The organism is Arthrobacter sp. 10N43 (assembly GCF_056394525.1).
The window spans coordinates 77,775-100,840 of sequence record NZ_JBFTIA010000011.1 but is presented as its reverse complement, the minus strand read 5'-3'; the positions used below and the strand labels follow the sequence as shown (position 1 = coordinate 100,840).

At 62.5% G+C, this 23,066-nt stretch carries 17 protein-coding genes; 9 read left to right on the top strand and 8 right to left on the bottom strand.

Features of this window, described 5'->3' with window-relative positions:
• The first annotated feature begins 90 nt into the window (after window positions 1–90).
• From AC1DDO_RS18355 to AC1DDO_RS18340, 4 genes are all read left to right on the top strand, one after another.
• Window positions 91–1,773 carry a type IV secretory system conjugative DNA transfer family protein gene (locus AC1DDO_RS18355; RefSeq protein ID WP_476964529.1) on the top strand — a complete coding sequence of 561 codons (1,683 nt, stop codon included), beginning with the start codon at window positions 91–93 and terminating at the stop codon, window positions 1,771–1,773.
• Window positions 1,760–2,272, top strand: a complete 513-nt coding sequence (locus AC1DDO_RS18350; RefSeq protein ID WP_476945588.1) for a hypothetical protein — start codon at window positions 1,760–1,762, stop codon at window positions 2,270–2,272. Before AC1DDO_RS18355 ends, AC1DDO_RS18350 begins: the two co-directional genes overlap by 14 nt.
• A gap of 163 nt (window positions 2,273–2,435) precedes the next feature.
• Window positions 2,436–3,515 carry an ArdC-like ssDNA-binding domain-containing protein gene (locus AC1DDO_RS18345; RefSeq protein WP_476964530.1) on the top strand — a complete coding sequence of 360 codons (1,080 nt, stop codon included), beginning with the start codon at window positions 2,436–2,438 and terminating at the stop codon, window positions 3,513–3,515.
• Window positions 3,516–3,572: 57 nt separating this feature from the next.
• Window positions 3,573–3,950 carry a single-stranded DNA-binding protein gene (locus AC1DDO_RS18340; RefSeq protein WP_476972466.1) on the top strand — a complete coding sequence of 126 codons (378 nt, stop codon included), beginning with the start codon at window positions 3,573–3,575 and terminating at the stop codon, window positions 3,948–3,950.
• 303 nt (window positions 3,951–4,253) lie between these two features.
• Here the strand turns inward: AC1DDO_RS18340 and AC1DDO_RS18335 are convergent, their stop codons facing one another.
• Window positions 4,254–4,538: a hypothetical protein gene (locus AC1DDO_RS18335; protein WP_476972465.1), complete on the bottom strand. Its 285-nt coding sequence runs from the start codon at window positions 4,536–4,538 to the stop codon at window positions 4,254–4,256.
• Between the two features lie 402 nt (window positions 4,539–4,940).
• On the opposite strand from AC1DDO_RS18335, the gene AC1DDO_RS18330 reads away from it, so the two are divergent.
• Window positions 4,941–8,165: a hypothetical protein gene (locus AC1DDO_RS18330; RefSeq protein WP_476972464.1), complete on the top strand. Its 3,225-nt coding sequence runs from the start codon at window positions 4,941–4,943 to the stop codon at window positions 8,163–8,165.
• Between the two features lie 610 nt (window positions 8,166–8,775).
• Here AC1DDO_RS18330 and mobF read toward each other — a convergent pair.
• The 7 genes from mobF to AC1DDO_RS18295 all read right to left on the bottom strand — a co-directional run bounded on the left by mobF (window position 8,776) and on the right by AC1DDO_RS18295 (window position 18,747).
• Window positions 8,776–12,333, bottom strand: coding sequence for a MobF family relaxase (mobF, locus tag AC1DDO_RS18325; RefSeq protein WP_476952648.1), 3,558 nt, complete (start codon window positions 12,331–12,333; stop codon window positions 8,776–8,778).
• A 1,006-nt stretch (window positions 12,334–13,339) separates the two neighbouring features.
• A complete protein-coding gene (locus AC1DDO_RS18320; protein ID WP_476952649.1) occupies window positions 13,340–13,618 on the bottom strand; it encodes a hypothetical protein in 279 nt (92 codons plus the stop codon).
• A gap of 406 nt (window positions 13,619–14,024) precedes the next feature.
• Window positions 14,025–14,849 carry an HTD2 family dehydratase gene (locus AC1DDO_RS18315; RefSeq protein WP_476869415.1) on the bottom strand — a complete coding sequence of 275 codons (825 nt, stop codon included), beginning with the start codon at window positions 14,847–14,849 and terminating at the stop codon, window positions 14,025–14,027.
• Entirely contained in the window at window positions 14,846–16,258 is a 1,413-nt protein-coding gene (locus tag AC1DDO_RS18310; RefSeq protein ID WP_476952651.1) for an MmgE/PrpD family protein, read from the bottom strand. The genes AC1DDO_RS18315 and AC1DDO_RS18310 overlap by 4 nt, the downstream gene beginning before the upstream one ends.
• Before the next feature lie 8 nt (window positions 16,259–16,266).
• A complete protein-coding gene (locus AC1DDO_RS18305; protein ID WP_476869417.1) occupies window positions 16,267–17,451 on the bottom strand; it encodes a cytochrome P450 in 1,185 nt (394 codons plus the stop codon).
• Window positions 17,448–17,639, bottom strand: coding sequence for a ferredoxin (locus tag AC1DDO_RS18300; protein ID WP_476869418.1), 192 nt, complete (start codon window positions 17,637–17,639; stop codon window positions 17,448–17,450). The genes AC1DDO_RS18305 and AC1DDO_RS18300 overlap by 4 nt, the downstream gene beginning before the upstream one ends.
• Window positions 17,640–17,811: 172 nt before the next feature.
• Window positions 17,812–18,747, bottom strand: coding sequence for a LysR family transcriptional regulator (locus AC1DDO_RS18295; protein WP_476945594.1), 936 nt, complete (start codon window positions 18,745–18,747; stop codon window positions 17,812–17,814).
• A 118-nt stretch (window positions 18,748–18,865) separates the two neighbouring features.
• On the opposite strand from AC1DDO_RS18295, the gene AC1DDO_RS18290 reads away from it, so the two are divergent.
• The 4 genes from AC1DDO_RS18290 (at window position 18,866) to AC1DDO_RS18275 (ending at window position 23,021) form a co-directional block, all read left to right on the top strand.
• On the top strand, window positions 18,866–20,071 hold the full coding sequence (locus AC1DDO_RS18290) for an FAD-dependent oxidoreductase (protein WP_476869420.1): 1,206 nt from the start codon (window positions 18,866–18,868) through the stop codon (window positions 20,069–20,071).
• A gap of 63 nt (window positions 20,072–20,134) precedes the next feature.
• Window positions 20,135–21,283: a CaiB/BaiF CoA transferase family protein gene (locus AC1DDO_RS18285; protein WP_476952653.1), complete on the top strand. Its 1,149-nt coding sequence runs from the start codon at window positions 20,135–20,137 to the stop codon at window positions 21,281–21,283.
• On the top strand, window positions 21,280–22,137 hold the full coding sequence (locus tag AC1DDO_RS18280) for an HpcH/HpaI aldolase/citrate lyase family protein (RefSeq protein WP_476952654.1): 858 nt from the start codon (window positions 21,280–21,282) through the stop codon (window positions 22,135–22,137). The genes AC1DDO_RS18285 and AC1DDO_RS18280 overlap by 4 nt, the downstream gene beginning before the upstream one ends.
• 86 nt (window positions 22,138–22,223) lie before the next feature.
• Window positions 22,224–23,021 (top strand): SDR family oxidoreductase, encoded by a 798-nt coding sequence (locus tag AC1DDO_RS18275; RefSeq protein WP_476869423.1) that lies wholly within the window; start codon window positions 22,224–22,226, stop codon window positions 23,019–23,021.
• Window positions 23,022–23,066: the final 45 nt, after the last annotated feature.

Below are 23,066 nucleotides of genomic sequence, written 5' to 3'. Positions count from 1 at the left end.
GCGGGTCTTGTTGCGGCGGCAGCCTACGTCTGTGTCTGTGCAGTGGTTCAAGCTGCAGCTCACGTAGCCGGCACTATGCGTTGCGGCAGTATGCCGCCGTCGCCCTTTAACCCGGCGGCCGCCGTCGGACTTCTCACCAACAGGATGGAATGGATACTTGTGCGCCCATCTGACTGTGAAGTCGGCGCAGACAGTGTCTGGTGGGTGCTGGCCCCGGCGCTACTCGTGGTCGGCGCGCTCGCGGTCGGGGGACTGGTCGCGTGGCGGCGATGGAAGCAATCAGGCGGGTGGCTGCGCCAGGACATCCTCAACCGCGACGGCGTAGCCCGCCGCGCCGAGGTTCTTCACGACTTCGGGGCGAGGGCTGTGCGCAAGAGAGGGAAGTTCACACGCCCAGGAGTCGTGAACCCCTCCGTGCAGGACCTGTCGTGGACGCTGGGCCGCTCCCGCGGGGTCACGGTCCACGTCTCCACGGAAGAGTCATTGGTGATTCAAGGCGCACCGAGATCCGGTAAGGGTCTGTACGTTGTCATCAACGCCATACTTGATGCGCCCGGCGCCGTCGTCACGACTTCCACGCGCGCGGACAACCTGGTTGTGACGTTGAAGGCCCGGGCGTCCGGCGGACGACCCGTGACAGTCTTTGATCCGCAAGGTATGTCCGGAATTCCATCGTCACTTCGCTGGTCGCCCGTGCGCGGGTGCGAGGACCCGGACATGGCTACCCGTCGTGGGCTAGTTATCACAGCGGACACTGAGATGAAGGGCGAGAACGCAGCATGGCAGAAGCGCTCGCTGATAGTCCTTCAGTGCCTGCTCCATGCTGCCGCGCTGTGCGGCGAGGGAGTGACGGCATTTCGACGCTGGTCTTCCAGCCCGGTACTCGCAAGGGAAGCACTCGAGGTGCTGGGCCGGCCCGGGGCCGCGCTGGGATGGCAAGCGGACTTGATGGGGATACTGGAAGACGACCCGCGGAACACGTCCAACTCGTGGATTGGGGTATCGGCGGCGGTGGCACCACTGTCGTCACCGAAAGTGCTGGCCGCCCTAAACCCACAGGACGAGTCCGAAGAGTTCGATCCGAAAGCCTTCATACGGGACCGGGGAACTCTTTATCTCATCGGCACCCGCGCTGGGGCGGCCGCTGCAGGGCCGTACCTGTCCGCACTGATCGATGACATCGACAATGCAGCGAGGGAGATGGCGTTCGTATCACCGGGAGGCCGGTTGGAGCCGCCCCTTTCGTTGATCCTCGATGAGATCGCGAACCTGGCTCCATGGCCCGGACTGCCTGTGGCACTCTCTGACGGCGGCGGCATTGGCATCTCGACACTCGTGGTTTTGCAATCCCTATCCCAGGCTCGTTCCGGCTGGTCCATTGATGAGGCGGCCACGATCTGGGACTCGGCCATCATCAAGGTGATCTTTGGGGGCGGATCCGACGAAAGGGACCTCCGCTCGCTGGCCGGATTGCTGGGGGAGCGGAGTCTTACGCTGACCACACGGTCGTGGTCCTCGCAGGGCCGGCAGGACGGTGAGCAAATACGCGAGAGTCCGGTCATTGCTCTGGACGAGATTCGACGCCTGCCTGTTGGAACAGCCCTCATGCTCGGCCGGCGCACCCGACCCATCCTGTTGGACCTCCTTGAGTGGCACAAGCGGAAGGACGCAGGGGAGTTGCGCCGCCTGAAAGCCGAGATGGAGCGCGAATTGGCGGACGGGCACCGGCAACGCCAACAGAAGAAGGAAGAGGCGCCGGATGCACAGCCATGACGACACGGACCAGTTTGATGTCCCGTCCTCGGCTTCCTTTGGGGACGACGAGCTCACCGCACAGTTGTTTAGGTCTGCGTTCCCCATCCCCGCTGGCCCCAAGAATGTGACCCGACGCTGGAGGGAGATGACGCCGGAGCAGTCGCAGGACGTCTGGGGGTCCCTCTTCACATGGGTGACATGGCTCGTCGCCACCTATCAATTGACGACCTCGGTGGTTCCGGATTGCTGGTGGCGGCACTCAGAGATCGTGGCTGAGCTTTACGCTCTGCAGCGCGCGGAGCTTGCCTCCTACACGGAGGACGACCCTGGATTCGGTCCGCTCGCCTTCCACGAAAGGCTCCCACACGCCGTCGAACGCTTGAGGACGCACACCAGGACCGCCGGATGCGTTGGTCTTCAGGTGCACAAGGAGCCTTCACCCCGCGTCCTGGCTAATGACGACCCCGCGTTCACCGAGTGGCGCAAGGATGCTCATCAGCTGGTTTCTGAATTCTGAGTCATGTCGCTCGTGGCAGTCCGAGCCATGAACGGGTGTCTGCGCAGCAAATACTGCGATCCAAGAAGCATGAAGGGTGGCTGTCGTGGCCGCTACATCCGAAGTTCCGTCCTCCATCGCCTCTGACCAGAGTTCCGCTCTGGCGGGACCGGGCGCTCGCCGTATGGCCCCTGAGGAGCGCGTTGCCGCCCTCATGGATGGTTTGCACTCAATCCTGGAGAACGCAGTTGAGTCACCCTCACATTGGCAGGTCTTGCTCGATGCTTCCGCCAACTTGTGGCGCTACTCGGGCGGGAACGTTGCCTTGCTGATGATGCAGATGGCGCAGCGGGGAACGGACGAGCCGACGCTCGTCGCGGGGTACAAGGAATGGGAACGACACGGCCGCACTGTCCTTCGCGGCGAGCATGCCCTATGGGTCATTGCACCCAGGATTGCCCGTGTCCAACAGATGCTGTTGCCCGACGGCACCCGTCAGCGCATTCCTGTGGGCGATAAGCTGCCCAGCGGTGCTGTCGATGAGGGGAAAAAGACGCTCATAACCGGCTGGCGCGGCCAGGCGGTCTTTGACGTTTCCCAGACCCAGGGCGCTCCGCTGCTGGTTCCTAGACCCGGCAACTCATCGGTGGAGGCGCCTCAGCTGTGGGCATCATTGGCTGGAGTTGCCCGCTCGCATGGTTTCTCGATTAACGTCACGGATGCGCAATACGGACTAACAAGCGGCTTCACCGACTTCGGTCAGCGCCAGGTGCAGGTGGGCGGGTGGCTGAACCCTGAGGAACGGATTGCCGTGCTGGCGCATGAGCTTGGGCATGTCTTACTGCATGGTCCGGACGACAATGTGGGCAAGCTCTATGGCAGCAGCGTGGACCACCGCGGGCTGGCTGAAATCGAGGCCGAGTCGGTTGCCTACACGGTGTTGAAGGCGCACGGGATTGATCGGGGCCCCCAGTCAGCAAGCTACTTGTCCGGCTGGGCTGACGCCGTGATCGCGGCGGAGCATTCAGCGAAGGGCCACGGCTCCTCCCGGAATCAGCCTGCTTCTCGCGTGGACATCGCGAAGTCCGTCCTGGGCCGCGTCACGGCGGCCGCCAAGCAAATCCTTGAAGTCACTGATCCTCCGGGACTCGGTGGGAAGGTCACTGCGGCTGAGATCTCTCCGACGGTTAGTAGTCCGGACACCTATGCAGGCCTGAAGCAGCCTGGTGAGCCGTCGCGTGGCTTGGAGATCTCGGGCCCATAACCGACCCCCAAAGCGTCGGACGGGACCGCCCCGTCTGCGAAGGAAAGGACAGAAGATATGAGCACCAAGATTCCGGTCAACATCGTCGGCAATCTCGTCGCCGATCCCGAGCTCACGTATGGGGAGTCGGGTGTGGCGCACGCCAGACTGCGGGTGGCTGTAAACCAGCGGATCCAAGGAGCAGACGGAATCTGGCAGGACGGAGAGCCTGTATTCCACAACGTCTCGGCATTCCGGGCGCTCGCCGAGAATTCCTCGACCTCCCTTAGGAAGGGCGACCCCGTCACCGTTTCGGGTGAACTCGAGTTCCGTGCCTTCGAAAAGGACGGGGAGAAGCGGGAAGCACGCCGCATCGTGGCTGAAACCATCGGTCCTGACCTCCGCTTCGGCACCGTACCAGCGTTCTCCACGAGCGGCGACTGCTCCCGAAGCTGAAGCGGGTGCGGGTCTGCAGGCGGCTCCTGAAGCGGCCCTACCTGCCTACAGCATTGCTACGAAGGGACCGGTTGAGTGGGCCCCTTTAGGCGGGCCGGCGCGGAACGAGATTAGCCTCTGAAGCAAGGCGTCCGTGGTTCCAGTGCCTTGAAAACTAAAAACGCGCTATGGCCTGGTCCTCTTTTGGGACCAGGCCATTACGTCATGCCTTCTAGGAGCTGTACGTCTGGATCGCGCTGTCAGCGCACTCGCTTTCGCTGACATAGATCGCTGCCGCTTTTGCCCCGGACCATCCACGTTCGGCTACAGCCTGCTACTGCCCTTCCAGTCATCTGGCTGCACACGTTTGATGCTCGAGGAGTGCGCCCACCCCATGTGGTACTTCCCGGAAGAATCCAGCCACTCAACGAGACCGTACTTGTGCGTCCACCCGACAGCCTTGCCATAGATGCCGCCGACGTACACGAGCGGCCGACCAAACTTCGGAAAGTCTCGGATAGGTGCGCGGTCATCTATTGGGCGGTTTGCCTCGGCGTCCATGCGAGCCATCATGCGCTCGACATCTTCAGGGGAGCCAGACTTGATCACGAAGACAAGTATAGAACATATGTTCGAATGCGGCTTGGAATTCCATCTGCTCGCACGTGCTGCTCGTCGCTCCAGCACGGCCCAAACGAGGCCGATCTGCTGCCAGACTGCATCCCAAGGGGCAAGCCGAGCGTGGCCAGTACTTCACGCCGCTTCAGCTAGCTCGCGTCGATTCCGGGTCTCCGCGGCTCCTCGACTGTGTGAGTCCAGCCAATCACTCAGCAGCAACTGGACCCGAGTTACGGGCCAACCGTTCCGGAAAAGGGGGACGCCTCGGTTCTTCGATCCTTGGTGCGGACGGTACTTTAGAGACATTCTGGATTCGAGGACACAGGGAGGCGGTCGCGCTAGGAGCGGCCGGGTTGGCACGACCGAAAGACAATCGCGCTGGGGGAAGGATGCATGAGCCTTACGGATCATTTGAGGAACTTCGGATCTCCCGTCCGCGCGTATCTCGACGGCGTCTCGCCGATCCTTGCAGGCATGCAGGGCAGGTCTAGTCGGGGCCAATCAATGGCCCGGGCACTTGGGCTCGAGGGTCTGGTCCGAAGCAGGACGGTTGTGCCTCCGCCACTCGGTGTCGACGCCGCCCGCTCAGGCACGGCGATCGACTTCCGTGCGCGAATCGCGCTCGGGGGCTTTGACCCCCATGACTCTGCCGCGGCCTTCGGCGTCGCCGTGCTGCCCCTCCATGAGGACGAGATTGAGAATGGCTCCCACCGCGCGCAGGTCCTCGCTGAGGCATTCGATGTAGCCGTTCGGATCGTCGAGAGCCCCTCGGACGCGGCTGAACTCGACCGTGCCGCGCTCGTGCTTGCGCACTGCGAGCAGGTCTACCGCCGTGGTGCCGCGGCTCTGAAGAGATCTCTCGGTGAGGCCTTGGATCTTGCTGACAATGGCCTCTCGTTTGCCATGGCCATCGACGAGCCTTCGCTCACCGATCTTCGAACGCTGATGGAGGCCAACGCCGGTCAGCTCGACGATTGGCAGGGGAGAAGCGCGGCGGGTGAGCGCTACGAACCGAACCCAGTCTTTGCCGGCTCCAATCTTGTTGGCGGCGCTGATGCCGACTGGCTGGTGGGGGACACGCTCATCGACAGCAAGGCCTATGGGAAGCTCACCGTCCCGACACTGAGAGACTTCCTCCGCCAACTGCTGGGTTACGTCATGCTCGACCTCGACGACGCCCTCGGCATCCGCAGCGTCGGGCTCTGGCTTCCGCGCCAGTGCCTGACGAAAGTCTGGAGCCTTGACCGTCTCCTCGGCGGGGACCCGGACAAGTTGCTGCCGAAGCTGCGTGAGGGTTTCCCGGGAGTCGCGGGCAGGCGGCAGCTGGCTGTGCGCGAAACCGTGACGCGACGCCGCAAGCACCAGATCCTTGCCGACAACAAGCACACCCCACGACGCATGCTTGTCGACTTGGCCCGAAATGATGACGCCGACATCCGCTTCCGTGTCGGACGAAACGCCGCCACCCCCGAGGAAACGGTGCGGGAGCTCGCCAAGGACAGGTACGCCAAGGCCCGCGAGGGTGTGGCACGGAACGAGCGCACGCCGGTCGACGTGCTTGAAGTGCTACTTCGAGACAGCAGCGTCGGCGTCCGAAGAGCAGCCGCAGCGAACCCCCGCACGCCGAAGGAGTCCGCGAGGGCCCTGGGCCGAGGCCGACCAGCAGCGACGCAAGATGCCCTTGAGGCATCGGTGACCGAAAGCACCGCTGTTCTCAGCACCAACGGAAATCACGCCGCAATGGTGCTCAGGCATGACCGCGACGACTTGTCTCTGGACTCATCATGGTTCGCCGACTTCCTGATCCTTACGCGGGCGGGCATGTCTTGGGGGCCAGAACACCGTATCCCAGTGCCGGAAGCGAGCCAGTACTGGGCCCGGAAAGCAGGGCGCTCGCTCGACGTTCCGAGATGGCTTAGAACAGGCCTCCCCGACGCGGTCAATCACAACCTCATGCGTGAGGGTCATCCGACGCGCGTGCGCCGAATCGTCGCGGATGGGTTGCCGATCTCGGAGCCCGCGGTGCGTGACAGACTCCTCGTGGACCCGGATCCCGAGATCCGATGGTCAGCACTCCGCCGCACGGCAGAGGCTCCGGATGCCTCCCTCGGCGAGCTGCTCGGGAAGCTCGCGACCGATCGGAAGGAGCGCACCCGCTTCCGGGCGGAAGGCGATGACCGTCCCGGCTGGGCGCGTGGCGGCACGCCAGCCGAGCGTGATGGAAACACCCTGCAGTTCGTCGCCTCCCACCCATCGACGCCGCTCTGGGCGCTTAGGGAACTCATGGGCACGAAGTCACCAGAGGTCCTCGTCGCCCTCATGCAGAACTTGGCACTCCCCGCGGAGGACCTGGATTCCCATCTCCCGAAACTGCGGGCGATGCGGTCCTTCGAGCCCCGCGAGCGATTGGCCGACTCTAGTCGGATCCCCGCAAGGGCAGCCGAAGTCCTCGTCGACGACCGCGACGTCCGCGTGCGCACCACACTCGCGAAGAACGAGGCGGTGCCCGTCGAAGCCCTGGCCAAGCTGGCCAGTGACCGCGAGCCGTCCGTGCGCCTGGCTGTGCTCGCGAACCCGCGCACTCCCGACGAGCTCGCCGCCTCCATCGCCGAATCTCTGATCGCCTCAAGTGCGGACGAGGCATTGTACAACGTCCTCAGAACGGTTGGCCGGCGCGACGATCTCGAACTTCCCATCGAAATGCTCGAAGGAGCGCTCGACAGGTTGTCAAAGAGCCGTGTGCGCGAGCCGGACATGCGGCTGGTCGCAGCGAGCGACGAGCGCACCGGTGCGCCGACGCTGGCTCGTCTCGCCCTGAGCACCGAGGGGCATGTCCGGCGTGCCGTCGCCGAGAACACCCGCGTCCCTTCCGAAACCTTGAAAGCCCTTTCGGAGGATCCGGATTCCTCGATCCGAGCCGCGGCAGCTTGCAACGAGGCGTTGGACGCCGGCCTCCTCCGGGCGCTTGCGCGCGACGACGATCCCGAAGTACGGGCAAGCGCTGCGAGAAGTGCGCGCCTCCATCCTGCGCTGCTCGGTGGACTGCTCTTCGACGACGACAAGTCCGTGGGGTTGGCCGCGTACAGGAACCCGGCCACAAGACCTGAGGACAAGGAGAAGGTGGCTGCCGAATGGGATCGAGCGTGGAGAGAGGCAGCGCCGAGTCGGAATGACCTCGAAGCGATGGTCGCCAGTCGGAGAGCGGAGGTGCGCCTGCAGGTCGCTTTCGACCCGCGCACGCCGCCGGACATCCTTGTTCTCCTTGGCGGGGAGCGGCGCAGCTCCCGGGTGCGGCGAGCCGTCGCGGCGAACCCGAACACGCCATCGGCCGCCCTGGCCTCGCTCGCCGAAGACAACGACGACGAAGTGCGTCAGGCGGTCGCTTTCAACAGCGCGACCCCGCCCGAGGTGCTCATCAAGCTCGCGGGCAGCCGCATGGACCTCGCCCTCATCGTCGCACTCAACCCCGATGCGCCGATCGAAATCCTCAACGCTTTGGTTGGGGACCCGGACGCCTTGGTGAACTTCGTTGCCTCGGGCGTCCGTGCGGAACGCGAGCGACAACTTGAACATCCACATCCGCCCCAGGCCCTCGCTGAGGACCGTCGTCAAACTTAGGATCCGTTCATCCGGATCCCTTGGCAAACCGATCTACACTTGGGCTGACAGCAGACGCCTCAGTTGGCCGCCCGTCAACCGGTGCCCATGCCAAGCAATCTCCGGCTCGGATGAAGTATGTGTCCGGCCAGGGCGCGCTGGGCGTCACCTGGGCTGGGTCCGGGGCGATGAGCAGAACGGCGCCGGGCCAAATCGGTTCTGGCAGCGCCTCCATCCAAGCCGGCTGAACATGGTTGAAGCGGTTCCACATGATGGTGACCCATGAACCGGTGGGTTGTATTGCGTTAACGCTCAGGAGCGTCAATTCGGTCGTAGTCCCGCTTGCCAGCTTGGCATTGTCGAAAGACCTCCATCTTTCCGTTGCGTCGGCCAGCCATGTACGGCGGTGGTTGACCCGTGTCCACCAAAACCCACCTAACAGCAGCGCAGCTGCCACCAAGAGGCCGCCAACAATAACCTTGAATACGGAAGGGACTTCGGCCGCATCGAAAGACACCAGAAAGAGGACAACGGCTATCAGTACAACGGTGCTGGTCGATACCAGCCCAGCTGTAGCAACTTTCGGTTTCACCGTGGGGTTTAGGACCATAGTCTCGCCTCTTCCATCAGCTTAGAGCTGCCAGCCAGCCCTGGTAAGGACGACCTGCTGGGAAAGGGGCATATTCAATGAACTGGTTTCTCGCTGAGGTGCTATTGGACAATTGCGAGCGCCATCAATCATTACTTGGAGTTTTTCCCTCTGATCCCGCTGTTCCCACTCGTAGTCAGCGGGAGTCGCTCCCAGTGGCAGGGGTGAGTCCGAGATCCCCCACCTGTCCCTGAATAGGGCGACGTCACGAATCAGTTGGCCTGACGCACCGCTGCCAAGGGAAACCGCCAAGACGCGTTTCCACTCAGGGTCCTCTGTCAGGGCAGTCATGGCTACGGTGTCGGTCCTCTGCCGGATGCGTTGGCGGACCTGATCGACCATCTCCGCTAAGTCAGGACGAGGAGTAGCAAGACCCTCAAGCAAGGGGTCGATCGACATTGTCGGCATCCCATTCACGAACCGACGCAACCGCATGCTGAGGATAGACGCGTGGTCGTTCGCACCAGTTTTGTCTCGGAGAGTCTCCTCTAAGACGCGTTCAGCCCCCTGAAGGCTGACGGCCGTGGCCTTCCGCCACGCCGCGACGGCCGCGCCCCACGCAGGTGACTTTTCGAGTTCGAGTGACGAGCCGCCGTCGTGCTTGCTCAAGTATTCCGTGAGACTTTGAGCAGCGGCTATTTGCGCCAAATAGTCATACTCCGCGTAGAGGCGTTCGAGGGTGTCTGACTTTTTGCGCTCCGCGTCGCGTACTTCATGGGCGGTCCGCTCAGCACCTTCCGCAGCGAGTACTTCGCCTAAGATGCTCCGCCACGACGGCTGCAGCGAGGGGTCAAGGGCAGGGTGCTCAGAGTCATCACCTTCGCTGACGTAGGCAAAGTTGCCGGACCGGCCCCGGGTCATGCTGACATAGAGGAGCTCGCGGGTGAGCCGGCCCTGGGTAACCACAGTGTGACCGGTGTCGACGGTGACGCCCTGGGAGCGATGTGCGGTGGTTGCATAGCCCAGCTCAACGTGCGACTCGAGGTACGTCCGGGGGAGTATGATCCTCGCTCCTGTTTGCCGCCGAACCGCTTGAAGTGAGGCGTCCCGCTTGCTGACACTTTCGACCTCGAACAGTGTTCCATTCCGGACGAAGTCACCGTTGCTGTCGACGAGCCTGCGGTCGTTTCCGCGGGCGATGATGGTGTCGCCGGAACCGGCGTATAGGCCATCGTTGAGCAGAACGCTCAGTTCGGGATCCACCTCGCCCTTGGCCACGAGGTCGGCTTGGGCGCGTTCGTTGAGCATGCCGACGGTGTCATTGTCGGCCGCGATAAGGATGGATGACTTGCCCGCGAGCGTATCGGCCTGCCACGCTAGGTACGCCCGGTGGACCATGTCCAAGTAGGTGCCGTGGCTGATCCGTCGATGCTTCTCATAGTCCAGAATCGCTGAGTAGTCTCCCCTCCGTAGCTTGAGGGATGATGCGCCCTCCCACTTCTCGTGAAATCTCCAGATGCTGCTGAGTCGGGTGGTCATTTCTTGCCGGTCCAGCCAGCCGAGAAAACCGCCGGCGTCGATTGCGTCCAGCTGGCCTGGGTCACCCACCAAGAGGATCTTCGCATGGGCCTCGCGGGCCTGCTGGACCAGGGCGGCGAGTTGGAACGTGGAAACCATGGAAGCTTCGTCGATAATTACGAGCTGATCCGGGTGAAAGCACCATCGCTGTTGAACGGCGGCGAGCCGGGCAGCTTCCTGCGCGAGTGCGATGCTCCGGCGGTCGTCGGTATGAGCCTTCGCCAGACGAGTCTGAACGTCGAAGAAGCGCCCAGCCCGTGAACTTGCCCCTGGGCCCACCGACTCGTGCAGCCACTTTGCGACGTTCTCTGTGGCCATGGAGAGTCCGCGGCCCAACACGTCCGCGCTTGCCGCCGCCGGGGCAAGCCCGAGCACGCTACCGGCACCGTGTTCCGCTTCCCATATCGCCTTGACGGCGCCGAGGGTCGTTGTCTTTCCCGCGCCGGCTGGGCCCACGATCGCGTCGAGGCCGTTGCCGCTGAGGAGGACGCTGGCGACGGCGGCACGCTGATCGGAGTGCAGTTCCGGCTTCTCCGGCTGTCGGATTCGGTCAAGCGAATCCATGATGACATCCGCGCGCACGACTGGGCCGCCGTCGTCGTTTCTTGCCGCCATGATGGCATCCTCGCAGGCGAGCGTTGACGTATCGGTGTAGAGGCGGGATCCGTGGAAGTCGAAGACGCTGCTTTGCCTGATGCGGACGTCCGGCGCGGCGTCTGGTGGGGCGGTGTAGCGGTACTCGTTGAGCGCCACGGACTGATGTTCGGCGGCCGTGGCGACGGCATCCATTAGTGCATTCCGGTCGGAAGCGGAGCGGCAACGGATCTGGGCGCAGACCCTTTCCGCTTCGGCGAGGAGGTTCCAGCGGTTCCAGGTTGAGCGCTTGGCGGCGACCCGTTCACGGGCAAGGGTTGCGACGGCGCCAATCCAATCGGGCGTGAGGTCCACGACCGAAAAGGCGGAAATCCGGGAGCGGTTGATCGTGGCGGCGAGGACGTCAGTTGGGTGGTAACCTCTGGCGATCGCTCGTGCCCGCCATTGGTCTGAGAGTTCACGCAGAGGCGCGGGGAGTTCGGCCTTTGGAACACGGGTAGCCAAAGTCGCGTGCTGACGAAGCTTGATGGTCGTTGCTGCGGTCGGAGGGTGACCGTGTTCCGTCTTCCATTCCGCCACGAGGCGGTCTGTTTCCACGTTGATGAGACGGGACCGGTTAGAAAACTCACGGATCAGTTCTTCGTCTATGCCGGTGAGTTGCTGGCTCGGATTGCGGGTGCTGGTGACGGGGATTCGGATATTGGTGTCGCTTCCGAGTTGTCGGTGGAGGGCGTCGAAGAGGAGTCCGTTGTAATGCTCGCTGGCGGCGACGGCGGCCTTGTATAGGGTGCGGGAGTCGAGCGTGACCCAAGCCCCGTCGGTGATGCGCTGGATGCGGTTGGCGATAACCACATGCGTGTGCAGCTGGGGGTCGCCAAGACGTGATTCCCAGTGGTCGAAGGCGGCGGCGATTGCACCCATCGCGCCTAGGTGGGCGACGCCGTTCCGTCCGGCGCGCGTGTGGACGACGTTCTCTTCGAGCCATGTAAGGGTCTCTGCGACGACGTCGTGATGGGTTCGCAGGATTCGGTCTTGGGTGCTTCGGGGGCTGAGTGCCCACAGGATGGACACCGATTTTGGCACACTGAAGGTCAGGTCGAAGCCGACGACGGCGTGCCTCACGGTCGATGGGCCGGTCTTGTTGTCGACGGCGGTGGGTTGGCTGTGCGGGCGACCCAGCGGCCCGCCCGTGTCGGGGTGAACTGCTAAGTCGAAGACTGCTTTCGCGTCAGTTTCGGAGACGGGTTCAGCGGCGGTTCTGTTGATTCCGCTGAGTCCACTGCCGATCCAGCGGCCTTCCGGTGTGCCGGCTTTCATGTAGTAGGTGGTGGCGTCCGGGGGAGAGGAGGCGAGGTCGTTCATCATCGTCGTCTTGAACAGGTAGCGCAGGCCGGATTGTGCCGAGAGCCGTGCGATGGACATTGTCATAGCCGCGGTGCTCCAGTTTGGCGCTTCGATGGATGCCACCCACGACGACGGAAAATTTCCAGGGTTGCTTGATCGAGCGCCACGCCCTTTGCCTGGGCAATGGAGACCAGCCAGGCAGAGACGTGCGCCAGATCCCGAACGTTGGTCCTTTGCGCGCGTTTGAGGCGAGAGACCTCTGACTGGAGGAGGTTGTTACTCATTCTTTGTTCCGAGTTCTCCGCTTCGAGACGATCGATCTCGCAGGCTTGAGAACGGAGCTTGGACTGGAGTACTTCGCGGTGCCGCTGGCATGATCTCGTTTTCGACTCCAGCTGTCGCTTGGTTGCTTCCAGTTGGGCTTTCAGGTCAGTGGCCAGCGAGTCCGCTTTGGGTGTTAGGGCAGGGCGGTGGCGAGTCCGACGTCGACGATCCCGCTGCCTGTTGCCACAGCGCGTCGAACAGAAGCGCTGTGTCCTGCGGGACGACTCGAAGCCTTCGGTGCACTCTTCGCATTTCTTGACAGTCACGTGTGTTCATCTGTGCTGGGCCGGCTATCGACATGACCCGACGTGGGCAACACTCACGCTGATGGCCTTGGATGCCAGAGGTGTGAGCAGTTGATTAGTGATGGACAGGATAGGGAGCAACGAGACTTAATGCCACTGCTCTCTTCTTTGGAGCGTGCGGACGGTTCAAGTCTCCTAGGGGGAGGCGGAGTGCTGATTAGTGCAACAGCTTGTTGCACGATTGCTGGTGCTATGAGGGCCGGCACAGCTGTTGCAGGGCGAGCTTCCATCCCGTAAGGGAGTCTCAAACTGTCCAGATGGCGTCTGGACAGTTTGAGGTTCTTCCTGTTTCGGTGCTCGGCGGAGTCCGCGTGCGACGTAGACCGTGACCTGCGTTTGGTGGACGGTTTTAGAGAATCTGTTTAGAGAGCAGCGGGCATTCAGGGCGGATATTTGACCACCAGGCTTTATGGACGGCGCGCGACCAAGGTGTCGTGTCCTCTCGTTCACCTTCGCACGATCTAATCGCGGAACTCCCGAGTTGTGCCGCATGGCACTTCATGGTCGACTCGAACGGTGTACTTGCCGTAATCGCGTTGTATGACCAGGATTCCCTGCCTGCGTTCAAGAGCGGTGGGAATGAGCCTGCTGATGGCACCGTTAAGCTTCTCGTCTCTGCTTTGGGGCTCCTCCAAAGTGATGACTTCAAGGGAAACAGGAAGCGCCGGGCTTCGGAACAGGCCGCTGCCCGTTAGCGAGAAGGCAGCGCTGGCTTCCCGCTCATGCAACTTGTAGGACACATGTCCTCCTTTACTAGGTCGACCGGCGAGTACGGTCGTAATTGCCGTTGATGTGGTTTCCTGCCGGAGCACCCCCTGATTGCAGTCCTCTCGTCTGGAAAAGCGGAAGCTTCCACCCGACTGCATATGAGGTCGAGTCCTGGGTCTCGTGCTGCAAGGAATTCAAGGACCGGCCGAGGACGTCAGATTGGGGTGGCCCCACTCACCCAGCCACTGACTGTTTCACACTTATAGTGGAGTCCGATCCAGGGTGACGCGATCAGCTCATAGTCGGGGGAGTCCTCCAGAGGTTCTTCTTTTCTGGATTCACTCGTTGTTTCATCCACTGTCTTTGCCTTCCCGGTGACGAGCCGCGCATAAGTTAGTGCCTAGCCGACTGTGCCTGGTCGAAGGAATGAAAGGCGCGCTATACATCCGACAGGGTGCTCACCGCGCAGACTGCACCTTCGGCGCTGCGCGCCTCGGCACCGTTTTCCAGACCATTCGGCCCCGGGACGATGGAGAATGTCTGAGGCTTGGTCATCGGGGAGGCAAGCCGGTAACCGAAGGTCTTCCCGACCAGGTCGATCCCTTCGCGGCGCATGTGTTCACCCATCATCAGAGCCAGGAGGGGCCCGTGGATGACGAGGCCATCGTAGCCCTCGTTCAGGCACCAGTCGCGGTCGTAGTGGATCCTGTGTGCGTTGTACGTCAACGCGGAGAACCGGAACAAAAGTCGTTCATCGACTGCTTGCCTCAACACTCGGCCCGCGGGCGGGGCCGGCGGGGTCGGGGGTTGGGGCAGGGAGCCGGTTCCTGAAGCGCGGTAGACGATGTCCTGTTCTTCACGGATCAGGAGCTCGTGGGCTTGGAAGATGTCATGGCGAACGGTAGTGAACGTCAGCGGTCCGGTCCGGCCGACCTTCTCGACTGACTTAGCCACGGAAATGACTTTTCTCGCCGGCGCACCAATCTTGAGCTGCCCGAAGGTCGAAACCCGACCACCGGCGAACATTCTGCGCCGGTCAGGTCCTGGAGGTGCCGGAATACCGACTGTGGGGTGCCCGTCCGGCCCGAGCTCACTCTCACGGCTGCGCTCCAAAAGGTAGAGCCAATGCCAGAGCGGAGGGACGGTAGCGCCGACATCGAAGGGTATGTCGATGTTTATGGCTGCAGCGAGGGATTCCACCGGTTCCGCAGCGACGTACTCCGAGCGTTCGATGCGGTCGTCGGTCAAGGTATTTGGTGTCATTTTTGGGTCTCTATCTTGGTCGCGTAGGTGGTAGCGCTGAGTGCCGCGATGAGGTTGTCGATGGTGGGTGAAGAATCAAGATTTTCCACTGCGTCGATGAGCTTCGCGGTCGTCTCTTCGCCGTAGGGGCGAAGGAGAGCACGTGCCTTGGCGACAACCTCGGCGTGCGTCATGGGGTTCTTTTCGGAGCCCTTGGCGTCCGTCGGATTCCCGGCCGGGAGAGTGATCTTTTCGCCGTCGATCAGCTCGAAATCAAGGCGAGGGCCGTCCTCGAGCTGGATCGATTCGTCGAGCACCATCGAGATCTTGGCGAAGATCTCCTGGATCCGGGGCTCTGCGATGCGGGGCGGGTCGAATTGCTCCAGCCCGACAGAACGGTTCTCCAGCGCCACGCTGATGGCGTAGGGCAGGCTGAACTGGGCATCGAACACTGTCTCGATGGGATCGACGTTGAGCATGTTGATCGCTGTCTCCCCGGCGGTCACTGTGATGGAGCGGATGTTGGCGGGCCGCAGATCACGTTCAGCGATCAGTTTCATCACTGCATCAACCGCTGAGTGGCTGCCTCGGCAACATGCGTAGGGCTTCAAATAGGACGTGGAGACATTGAAGGTCTCGCCAAGACGGCCAAGGACTCGTTCGGGGAAACCGTGGCCGTCCCCGTAGGTGGCATAGATTCCACCCCATGGTGCCTCGAAGATCCGATGGGGTCCGGTGACACCCGCCCTGGCGAGAAGGGCAGCGTCAATACCTGATTCTCCCGCTTTGCCCGGGTGCACACGCTTGGTCCAGGCGCCGTCCTCGATGAAGGCCCAGACCCCTCCTGTGAACGATCCGGCGATGCCAAGGGCATCGGCAAAGGTGGTCGTGTCAAGCTGGAAGATCTTGGCGCAGGCGGCCGCCGCGGCGAAGGTGCCGAAGGTACCGGTGGAATGCCAACCGCGGTCGGTGTGGGCAGCGAAACCGCCGATGCCCTGCAAGAGCCGATAGCTGATGTCGTATCCGGCGCAGGCGGCAACGATCAGTTCCTTGCCGCTGGAGCCACTGAGTTCTGCGGCAGCGATCGCGGCCGGCAGGGTGGCCGAGCCTGCATGTCCCGGGCCGCCACCGTCGTCGAAGTCCCGGGCGTGGGCCGAGGTTCCGTTGGCGAGTGCTGCGTGTGCGGGGTTCAGGCGTTCGGAGGTTCCCCAGACGAGGCTTGGGCCGCCGTTCGAGATGCCGGTGACGGCTTTACGGACGCGGCGTGACTCCTCTGAGGGGATGCCGGCCATGGCGACGGCGAGTGTGTCGAGGATGTGGTCTTTGATCCCGGAGACCACATCGGGTGGGAGGTCCTCGTAGCTGGTCTTGGACCAGTATTCGGCGAGCCGTTCGGTGAGGGACTGCTGCCGTTCAGATGTGAGTGACATGGAGTACCTTAGCCTCGGGGGCCCAGGTCGACGGTGAGCTGATTGATCGTCCACCGCCCGGCGGTCTGGCTTATGGCGGATTCGGAGTCGACGACGCGGGCCTGAGGGTAGTGGCGGACGAGGTGCCCGACTACTTCTTCGATCTCCACCTTGGCGAGTCCTTGTCCAAGGCAGTTGTGTGGGCCCGTGCTAAACGTGAGTGGCTGGTTCCGCTCGCGGCCCAGGACGAATTCACCGGGGTTCTCGAACCTCTCCGGGTCGCGGTTGGCGGACCATACGGCTACATGCATGTCAGTTCCGGCGGGGATGGTGATGCCTCCGACCTCGATGTCTTCCATGGCAATCTTGCTCACAACACCGGTTCGCGGATAAAGGCGAAGCGCTTCGATGACTGCGGTCGGGATCCAGGTGGGGTCGGCGACGATCTGCTCCCAGACTTCTCTGTTGCGCAGCAAATTCCACACCACCAGGCCGATCTGGTGACCCGTATTTACCGAACTCGCTTCGAGCATCGAGGTTGCTTCGTCGAAGAGTTCCTGCTCGGTGAGCTTGCCGTTGTCGGCGAGCGTCATCAGGTGGGAGAGCATATCGTCGCCGAGACCGTGGGCGCGCTTGCGTTCCATCAGATCCCCCAGATATTCGAACAGTTCGTCGTAGGCGGCGAGGATGTCGGGCTTCAGGCTGCGATCCCTGGCCAGCAGGGCCAGGGTTCGCTCGGAAAGTTCCTGCACTTTGGGGGCGTCGGTTCGCGGAGCACCGGCGAGATGGCAGTAGACCAGCGACGGGATGCGGCGATCTACGCCTGCGTGGAAGTCCACTGGCTTCGTGTCGTCGAGTTCCCCTACGATGCGGGTCACAATATCAGTGAGCATTTCACGGGTGTTCTGCACTGTCGCGGGGCCCATGAATCGGGCAAGCGGGGTGCGCAGGCGCAGCTGTTGCGCTCCGTCCTGCATGATGATGCTGCGAGCTCGAAAACCATGTACGGCACCATCGTTGATGCCGAACTCTTCCATCAGTCGCAGCGCAGAGTTCGCGAACCGTGGATTGCGCAGTACATCGGTGGCCAGTTGGTAGGACAGGACCGCGTAACCTTCGGGACCGGAGGCGATACCTCCGTCTGGAAGCGCGCCACCGGGGTGATCGGTCGCGTTTGGGGCGAAGAGTTCGAATGTGGGCACGGTATTCGTCATGATCGCGAGATCGCTCCCATCGGGCAGCAGAGGATGACTTCTTCGAGGTCGTCCTCGCGCTCATCCTCGACCTCGGAACGCAGCTGTTCGAGCGTGCCGTCCTGGTCGATCCGGAACACGTCGGGCATCAATGCAGCGCAGGTGCCGTTGGCATCGCAACGTTGCAGGTCCACGTTGAGTTTGATCATGGGAAAGTCGCCCTTCGTCAGGATTATCAGGCCGAGCAGCCCTTACTTCTGAGAAGGGACGCGATCGGCCGTGTCGTTCATGGTCTACCTTGCGGGCGCATGAGACATTTCACAAATACCAATATCGGGCCCTACCCATCTATTTCAGATATGCCATAGGTCACAGCCACTGTTATGGCGAGGCAGGTACGTGTGGGTCGACCGGGATCTGATCGTCGAAAAACAGTGCCGCGAACCGCTCGGCGACTGGAGTCACGACTCCTTCCCTTCGCCTCACGATTGCAATTGGCACGTTCGGCCACCCCCCGGTTACCGGGATTTGGGCGACGTCGGGGTGGAGCCGGGCCATCTCTAAACTGGAAAGAGATACGCCCACCCCAGCACCGACCAACTGCGCCGCAGTCATGACCGTGGGCACCGGAATAACCCCTGTCGGATTCGCCCCCGTCGACGCGAACTTGTCGGACCAGATCCGCCACAGGATGCGTACCCCCGGGATTCGGGCGGGCAGGATCCAGGTAGCGTCGGCCAGCGTCGCCACATCGAGTGGCGTGGTCTCATCGAGCCCCCAGGACTTGGGTGCGATAAGAGTCAGTGGAAGCTCGTCAACAATCTTCACGTCGAAATGCACCCCGTTGATAGGTTGGAGCGGCTCCTCGGCCACGACCGGCATGATCGCCAAGTCCAGGGTGCCGTCGGCGAGCCGGTCCAACTGCACCTTGGGATTGGCGTCGGTCAGATCCAGCGTCACGTTGCGGTAAATCGAGAGGAATTCAGAGATCTTGGTGCTGCCGATCCGCCACAGGCACATCGGTTCACACCCCAACTTGAGTTCGCCAGCGAGCCCTTGGCCCATGGATCGCAGCGTGTCCGCGATTCTGCGCTCCTCGGCGAGCAGGCGCTGACCGGCGTGGTGAAGGTACTCGCCGGCGGACGTTAGTTCGATGCCGCGGGGCTTGCGCTCGAACAATGTCACTCCGACCTCCTTCTCGAGTTTGGCCATCGCCATGCTCAACGGCGGCTGCGAGATGCGCAGGGCGTGGGACGCCTCGGTGATAGAGCCGTTCTCAGCAACGGCGATGAAATAGCGAACATTCCGAAGATCCATGCATTTAGCATATGGGAACCGCTACAAATTGGTATTTGATGTATGACTCGATCTGGGTGACGGTTGATGTGAGGGCGGCCACGCTCAACTTTCTAAGCACGTCCACAACGGAGGCAACATGACATACCAGCAGCAGGTGATCGTGGCCGGAGCCGGTCCTACGGGTCTGCTCAATGCGCTGGGCCTGGCACAGCAGGGACTCGACGTCACCGTCGTCGAACGCGCATCGGAGCCACAGGACGCCCCCCGGGCCATCCTCTACCACTGGTCCACTCTGGACGGGCTTGAACGGCTCGGCCTTTTCGAAGACGCTACCCAAGCCGGTTTCCTCAAGCAGGACTATGCCCATTACGTCCGGGACACGGGAGAAACCATCAACTACGGCCTGCAGGCGCTGGAGGGCCGCGTCACTCACCCCTATAACCTCCACCTGGGCCAGGATGCGTTGGCCAAGATCATCTTGCGCCACCTCGAGCAGTTCCCGAATGTGCGAGTGCTCTGGGGACACAAGGTCACCGGGGTCACGCAGGACCGCGAAGTGGTCACCGTCACCGCGGAACACGAGGGAAATCCCGTGAAGTTGCGCGCTCCGTGGCTTATCGCAGCCGATGGTGCAAGCTCCGCTGTCAGGAACGCCCTGGATCTTCCGTTCGAGGGATTCACGTGGCCCGAGCGGTTCGTTGCCGCCAACATCCGGTTCCCTGACGACCGTAGGGGCTGGGCCCAGACCACGTTCTATGTCGACGACGTCTTCGGGGCGATCATCGTAAAAATCGACAACTCGGGTCCGCACGGCCTGTGGCGCTACACATACATGGAAGACGCCGTCCTGCCCGAAGAAGGGGTCGTCGAACGGCTCCCGCGCTTCCTGGAGCAGATCTTCGGCCCCGAGGTGGCCGCGGGCACGACGCTGGACGCCATTGCCCCCTACCGCATGCATCAGCGCAGCGCTCCCACGTACCGCGTCGGCCGAGTCCTGCTGGCCGGCGACGCCGCTCACGCCACGAATCCCACGGGCGGCTTCGGACTGACCATGGGTCTGTTCGACTCCTATGTTCTCAACGAGGCCCTGGGCGCCGTGATCTCCGGGCAGGCGGACGATTCCGTCCTCGATGCGTACGCGGATTTGCGCCGCACCGCCTTCATAACAAAAGCCAGTCCCCGCGCCACGGCCAACAAACAGTTGATCTTTCACTCGTCGGATCCGGTCCGCAGGGACAAGGACCTGGAGGTGTTCCGGCGCATGAGCGCCGATCCTGAGCTCGCCGCGGAGGTCCTCTACTTCACTAAAACGCTGGAGACGCCCTCGCTGATGCGGGTCTAAGACTTTCTTCCAGCATCACCGAAACAGCCAGCCATCCGGCATCATCACGTCAGGAGTCTTTACATGCTTCCTCTGAGCGGCATCACCGTCGTCTCGCTCGAACAAGCAGTCGCCGCGCCGTTCGCAACGCGCCAACTTGCCGATCTGGGCGCTCGGGTCATCAAGATCGAGCGGCCCGGTCCGGGCGACTTTGCCCGCGGATACGACGAAACCGTCAAGGGCATGGCAAGCCACTTTGTCTGGTTGAACCGGTCTAAAGAATCGGTGGCACTGGATTTGAAGAGCCCGGAGGGCAATCATGCCGTTCACGAGTTGGTGCGCAGCGCGGATGTGTTCGTGCAGAACCTGGCTCCCGGTGCGGCAGAGCGTCTTGGGCTCGGCGCTGAAGCTCTGCGTGGCGAGCGTCCTGAGCTGATTCACGTCTCGATCTCCGGTTATGGCGCCGACGGCCCGTATTCATCGAAGAAGGCCTACGACCTGCTTGTGCAGTGCGAAGCCGGCCTGGTTTCCATCACCGGCACCGACGCAACCCCCTCCAAGGTCGGTATTTCGATTGCGGATATTGCCTCTGGCATGTACGCATACTCAGGCATCCTCACTGCCCTGATCCAACGCCAGCAGACCGGGGAGGGAGCCACCATCGAGTTATCCATGCTCGAGGCGCTGGGGGAGTGGATGGGCTTCCCGATGAACTATGCCGTGTACGGTGGGGCCGCGCCGAAACGCACAGGCGCCTCGCACGCTGCCATCGCCCCCTACGGTCCCTTCACTTGCGGCGACTCGAAGCAGGTCTTCTTAGGCATCCAAAACGAACGTGAGTGGGCTACTTTCTGCGATCGGGTCCTCGGCCGTCGAGAAGTGGCCGAGGACGAACGCTTCGTCCGCAATTCCCTGCGTGTTGAGCACTCCATGGACCTTACCTCGGTGATCGAGCAGGCCCTTGCCCGGCACACTGCAGATGAGGTCGTGGACTTGCTCGAGGACGCCGGCATCGCGAACGCCTTGCTACGCGACATGCAGGGGTTTGCGGACCACCCCCAGCTGGCGGCACGCAACAGATGGCGGGAATATGATTCACCAGCCGGACCCTTGCGGGCACTGATTCCGCCGGCGACCTTCGTGGGGCAGGAACCGGTAATGAACCGTGTCCCCGACGTGGGAGAGGACACTGAGCGGGTTTTGACCGAGTTCGGGGTGCTGGAAACCACATGAGACCGCTAAGCATTCAGGATCCTGTGGTCACACTCCAAAGCGCTCGTTCGTTTCTCTTCGTTCCGGGAGACCGGCCCGAGAGGTTCTCGAAGGCCGTGGCCTCCGGGACCGATGTGGTCGTCCTCGACCTGGAAGACGCTGTCAGCGCAGAGAACAAAGACGCGGCACTGCAAGCGGTCACTGCCTGGCTGTCAGGAACGGGTCATGCTCTGGTACGGATCGGACGGGACGAGGACCTCGAGGCTTTGACGGGGCTTCCCGGTCTTCTCGGAGTGATGGTCCCGAAGGCCGAGAACCCAGATGCTCTGTTAAGGATTTCCGAGGCGGTGGAGCGGCCCGTGATCGCGCTGATCGAATCGGCTTCCGGCGTCCTGGCGGCCAATTCTTTGGCAAGTGTCCCCGGAGTGGCCCGGTTGGCGTTTGGAGAGCTCGACCTGGCTGCGGACATCGCGGCCCAGCCGAACCAGCGCGCAATGCTGATGGCTCGATCGCTGTTGGTCCTTGCCTCCCGCTCGCAGGGCCTCCCCGGTCCGCTGGACGGCGTGACCTCAAAACTCGACGACGACTCTTTGCTAAACGATGACCTGCACGCCGCTCTCGAGTTGGGGATGTCCGGGAAGCTGCTCATACATCCGCGTCAGGTCGCCGTGACACACAGCGCTTTCCGTCCCAGCGATGACGAGATCACGTGGGCACGGCGCGTCGTGGAGTCCACCAAGGGGGGAGAAGCTGTGGTCAAAGTCGACGGGCAAATGGTCGATGCCCCCGTGCTGCTTCGTGCACAAGCCATTCTCGCGCGCCGGCCTGAATGCGTAAGCACGATCCCGACAAGCAGCTCTGCCGGCGCACCGTGACCTGCCGTTAACGGCATGCATGCAATCAAAAACCTCGACGGTAGATCGAGAAAAAGCGCCGTGAAGTTCACGGCCAAGGAGGACAGATGAGTAGGCACGTGAACGAGCGACCGGTCGCCGTGATCACCGGCGGTGGGGGTGGTCTTGGCAACGACATCGCGGATCATCTCGCGGATGACGGATTCGACCTTGCACTGCTTGATGTCTCCAAGGCGGCACTGGAAACCGCAGTGGACCGGCTTGGTGCCAGGTTCCCCGGTCTCAAGGTCCTTACCATAGCTGGGAACCTGTCCGACGAATCCATCGTCAACAAAGCATTCAATCGTATCGAAGACGAGTTCGGGCGAATCGATGCGCTCGTCAGCGCAGCTGGAGGCAGCGGCACCGCAATAGTGCGCGATCTATCCGAACTCAGCGGGGAAATCTGGCGCTCCGTGGTGGAAAGCAACCTGACCAGCACGTTCCTGTGCGCCCAGCACGCCGTTCCGATCATGTTGAAGCGCGGCTATGGGCGCATCGTAAACTTCTCTTCCCTCGTCGCCGACGGCCTCGATGGCCCTTCCGGAACCGTGGGGGCCCGTCTGGCTTACGCTGCCTCCAAGGGAGGCATCGTCAGCCTCACCAAGCAGCTCGGCAAGGACCTCGGCAGTACCGGAATCACCGTCAACGCCATCGCCCCGGGCCTCGTCCTCCCGACCACGGGCCGGGTTCGCGACTCGTTCGAATCCATGGGTGAGGAAGACAGAGCCGCCACCGCCGCCGCCATCCCCGTGGGCAGACCCGGAACCGGACACGAGATTGCCGCAGCCGTTGCCTACCTCGTCTCCGAGGCGGCCGCATTCACCTCCGGCACGGTGCTGCACGTCGACGGCGCCGCATCCTGACCACCACCCACCAATCGAAACGAGAATCCCCGTGACACACCCCCA